Source organism: Phenylobacterium aquaticum, from assembly GCF_947378715.1.
GTDB lineage: Bacteria > Pseudomonadota > Alphaproteobacteria > Caulobacterales > Caulobacteraceae > Phenylobacterium > Phenylobacterium aquaticum_A.
This window is the reverse complement of record NZ_CANCLE010000226.1, coordinates 1-4748: the sequence shown is the minus strand read 5'-3', so window position 1 is coordinate 4748 and position 4748 is coordinate 1. Positions and strand designations below refer to the sequence as shown.

Below are 4748 nucleotides of genomic sequence, written 5' to 3'. Positions count from 1 at the left end.
CGGATCGCGGCGATGATCTGGTCCTGGTGGTCCTCGGTCAGATAGGGGTGCATGGGCAGGCTCATCACCGTCTCCGCCTTGGCCTCGGTGACCGGCAGGCCGCCCGGGGTCGGATAGACGGAATAGACGCCCTGCTTGTGGATCGGGATCGGATAATAGACCGCCGTCGGGACCTCGGCGGTCTTCAGATGGGCGATCAGGCCGTCGCGGTCGTCGGTCTCGATGGTGTACTGGGCCCAGACCGACACCCCGCCCTCGATCACGGTCGGCGTCTTGACCACGTCGGACAGGCCGGCGGCGTAGCGGTCGGCGACCCGGTTCCGGGCCTCGATCTCGTCGGCGAAGATGGTCAGCTTCTGTAAGAGGATCGCGGCCTGGATGGTGTCCATCCGGCTGTTCATGCCGATCCGCATGTTCAGGTACTTGGGGTCGTGGTCGAAGGTACGGCCCTCGATGTCGGACTTCACCGCCTGGCCGTGGACGCGCAGGGACACCAGCAGGTCGTGGAACCCGGCCTCCTTGGACAGGATCGCGCCGCCGTCGCCGTAGCAGCCGAGCGGCTTGGCCGGGAAGAAGCTGGTGGTGGTGACGTCGGCCCAATGGATCGGGTGGTGGCCGTTCAGCGTGCAGCCAAAGCCCTGGGCGCTGTCGGCGATCAGCTTCAGCCCGTGCTTCCGGGCGACGAGCGCGATGGCCGGATAGGCGGCGGGCTGGCCGAACAGATCGACGGCGATGATCACCTTGGGCGTCAGCTTGCCCTCGGCCTTGATCGCCTCGATCGCCGCGTCGAGCTTGACCGGGTCGAGGTTGAAGGTGTCAGGCAGGATGTCGACGAACACCGGCGAGGCGCCGACCAGGGGCATGACCTCGGCCGTGGCCGCAAAGGTGAAGGAGGGGCAGAACACCGCGTCGCCGGGACCGACGCCCCAGGCCATCAGCGGCAGCTGCAGGGCCTCGGTGCCCGAACCGCAGGAGAGGACGTAGGGGGCGTGGCCGAACTCGCCGAGCGCCTTTTCGAACTGGGCGATCTCCGGACCCATGATGTAGGCGCCGGAGCGGACCACCTTGAGGATGGCGTCTTCCAGCGGCTGGCCCAGGCGGGCGCGTTGGGTCTGCAGATCGATGAACGGAATAGGCATGCGCGGAGTCTGACCCTGTTCGAAACGGCGCGCCATATGCCACGGGCCGGACACCCGCGCCAAACACGCTTGTTTTCGCAACGTTTCGGCGGTCAGGCCCGGGTCATGCGGGCCGCCCCGCCCATGGCCGGATCACTGACACTGTCCTTGCCGGTCTCGACGCGGCCGGCGAAGCGACGCAGGAAGCCGCCGGCGGCGGGGCTGGTGACGGCCAGGTCATACCAGCCACCCGTGGCCTTCAGCGGCCAGGTGTGGGTGGCGGTGTCGCCGGGCGCGAGGGTCACGGTCCAGGCAGGGTGGGCCTGGGCATAGGCCTGGGGCGCGACCCTGGCCTCGATCTCCGCCTTGCCGGTGTTGCGCAGCACGAGCGTCAGGCTGTCGGTGTTGCGCTGGGCGGCGAGCTGGGCCTCCAGGGGCTGGTCGGTCTGGCCGGTGACGTGGCGGTGGAAGCCGGCCGGCCCCAGGATCCAGAGATCGTAGGCGCCGCCCCGGGCGTCCCACACCCCTTGCAACCGCTTGCCGGCCCCGACGGTGTAGCGGCGGGGTGGCTGGTCGAGGACCTGGCGGTCATAGACGTGGAACACGGCGGCGGCCTTGCCGGTGTTGGCGAAGGTGAGCGCCAGCTGCCCGGACCCCATGACCTGGGCCGTCGCATCCAGACGGTAGGGCAGGGCGCGGGAGGGGCGGACCCCCTCGGCCTGGACCGGCGCGTCGGGCGCAGCCGGCGTCGGCGGCGCAGTGCGGCCGGGCAGGGCGCGGGCGCGGGCGGCGGTCTCGGCGGTCTTGGGCAGGGCCTCGAAGAATGGCGTGTCGTTCGGGGTCTTGAAGTCGAAGGCCGAGGTCAGATCGCCGCAAACCGCGCGCCGCCAGGGGCTGATGTTCGGCTCAAGAACCCCGAAGCGGGTCTCCAGGAAACGGATCACCGAGGTGTGGTCGAAGACTTCGGAATCCACCCATCCGCCTCGGCTCCAGGGCGAGATCACATACATCGGCACCCGAGGCCCGAGGCCATAGGGGCGGCCCATGAACTCCGGCCGCTCGGCCTGGGGATCGGCGGTGCTGGCGACCAGGTGATACTCGCCGGTGGTGTCGGTCGTGGAGGCGCCGAGCGCGGCGCCGGCTGCGTCGCGCGACGGCGGGGCCGGCGGCGGCATATGGTCGAAGAAGCCGTCGTTCTCGTCGAACATCACGAAGAGCGCGGTCCGGGCCCAGACCTTGGGATCGGCCGTCAGAGCGTCCAGCACCTGGGCGGTGAAGTCGGCGCCCTGGGCCGGGCTGGACGGGCCGGGATGCTCGGAATCGGCGGCCCGGGCGATGATGTAGGAGACCTGGGGCAGGTTTCCCGAGACCACGTCCTCGCGCAGGCCGTCCAGCATGCGGGTGGTGAGGGCGCGTTCCGCCAGGCGCGGATCGGAGCCCGGGGCCTTGTCGTAGGACTCGCGAAACGCCTTGAACCCGGCCAGCGGGTTGTCGGTGAAGTTGTCGGCCATGTCCTGATAGAGCCGCCAGGAGACGCCGGCCTTGTCGAGCCGCTCGACATAGCTGGTCCAGTTGTAGGACCGGGCGTGACCGCCGGCCGAGACGAAGCGATCATGGGAATTGGCCATGCCAGGGCCGCCGTCGCGACCCGAGGGGTCATTGGTTCCGGTCCACAGGAACAGCCGGTTGGGATTGGTCCCCGACTGGATCGAGCAGTGATAGGCGTCGCAGAGGGTGAAGGCCTCGGCCAGGGCGAACTGGAACGGAGCGTCGGCGGCCGTGTAGTAGCCCATGGAATGCTCGGTCTTGACCACCGGCCAGCGGTTCATCCGGCCTTCGTTCCAGGCGCCTTGCGCGTCCGGCCACAGGTGCGGCGTGCCTTCCACCCGCATGTGGGCGAAGGTTTGGACGGTGTTGAGGTGGAAGGGCGCGATCAGCGGCGGCCCCGGCTCGGCGTTGGTCTGGGTCCAGACCGTGGCGGCCTTGAGATTGGCGGTGTCCGGAACGGGGATCGGGAAGCGATCGCCGAAGCCGCGCACTCCGGCCATGGAGCCGAAATAGTGATCGAAGCTGCGGTTCTCCTGCATGAAGATCACCACGTGCTCGATGTCGCCGATGGCGCCGCTGCGGACATCGGCGTCGATCGCCCGGGCGCGGGCGATAGCAGGGGGCAGGGTGGCGGCCGTGGCGGCGGCCAGCAGGAACCCGCGGCGATCGATACTGGTCATGTACTCATCCTAACGCGCTGGTGAGCCCATAGGGCTCTTTCGCGGCGACGTCATGACAGACGGACGTCCGAACGGGCCGGGCGCCTGGAAATATGACGCCGGGGGCCTTGGGTCAGGGCTGTTTATAGATCGTTCCGCCCTTCATGACGAAGCCGACCTTCTGCAGGGTGGAGACATCGGCGAGCGGATCACCGGCGACGGCGATCAGGTCGGCGTTGTGGCCGGGGGTCAGGGCGCCGGCCTGGCCGGAGATCTGCAGGTGGTCGGCGGCGTTGACGGTGGCGGCCTGAACAGCCTCCAGCGGGGTGAGGCCCGCCTTCACCAGCAGCACGAACTCATAGGCGTTGTCGCCATGGGCCGAGACGCCGGTGTCGGTTCCGAAGGCGATCTTGACCCCGCCCTCGTGGGCGCGCCGGGCCATGTCGAGCATCTTGGGGCCGACGTCCAGGGCCTTGGCGGTCTGGGCCGGGGTGAAGAAGTTGCCCGGGCTGGACGCGATCCTGGCCACATAGTCGCCGGCCATCAGGGTCGGGACCAGATAGGCGCCGGTCTTCTTGAAGAGCGCGATGGAGTCCTTGTCGAGATAGGTGCCGTGCTCGATGGAATCGCCGCCGGCCCGCAGGAAGGCGTTGATGCCGTCGGTCCCGTGCGCGTGGGCGGTGACGTGGCGGCCCATGCGGTGGGCGGTGTCGACGATGGCCGCCAGCTCCTCGTCGGAGAACTGCTGGGCCAGGCCCGCAGCGGTGTTGGACAGCACTCCGCCGGTGGCGGTGATCTTGATGATGTCGGCGCCCAGCCAGACCTGCTCGCGCACCGCGCGGCGGCAGTCATCGGCGCCGGAGCAGACCGAGCCGGGCCGCAGCACATGCATGACGTCCTCGCGGAAGCCGTTCACGTCGCCGTGCCCGCCATGGACGGAGATCGCCGAGCCGGCGGCGATGATGCGCGGACCGGGCACGTCGCCGAGCGCGGTGGCCTTGCGCAGGGCGAAGATCGCGGCGTTGTCCGCGCCCAGATCGGCGACGGTGGTGAAGCCGGCCATCAGGGTGCGCCGGGCGTGACGGGCGCCGACCATGGCCTGTTCGGCCGAGGACTGGGTGACCTCGTCCAGGGCGCTGTTGGGGTTGGTCTGCTGGGTCAGGTGGACATGGCTGTCGATCAGGCCGGGCAGGACGAAGCTCGACTTCAGGTCCACCACCTGGCCGCCGGGTTCGGAGACATAGCCGTCGACGATGCGCAGGACCTTGCCGTCCTGGATCACCAGGGTCTTGGCGGTCTCGACCTTGCCGGTGGCCGGATCGGCCAGCAGGCGTCCGGCCTGGACGAAGGTCATGGGGCCGGCGGCGTGGGCCGGCAGCACCAGGGCGGCGGCGAGCAGCAGGCCGTGGATCAGTCGTTTCAT

General features: G+C 69.4%; 3 protein-coding genes. All 3 read right to left on the bottom strand.

Features of this window, described 5'->3' with window-relative positions:
* Positions 1 to 1139 (bottom strand): DegT/DnrJ/EryC1/StrS aminotransferase family protein (locus Q7P21_RS19410; protein WP_304179897.1); only part of this gene is annotated, 1139 nt, incomplete at its 3' end.
* A gap of 92 nt (positions 1140 to 1231) precedes the next feature.
* A complete protein-coding gene (locus Q7P21_RS19405) occupies positions 1232 to 3346 on the bottom strand; it encodes a phosphocholine-specific phospholipase C (protein ID WP_304179894.1) in 2115 nt (704 codons plus the stop codon).
* A 112-nt stretch (positions 3347 to 3458) separates the two neighbouring features.
* Positions 3459 to 4748: amidohydrolase family protein (locus Q7P21_RS19400; RefSeq protein ID WP_304179892.1), on the bottom strand; the 1290-nt coding region annotated here is incomplete at its 5' end.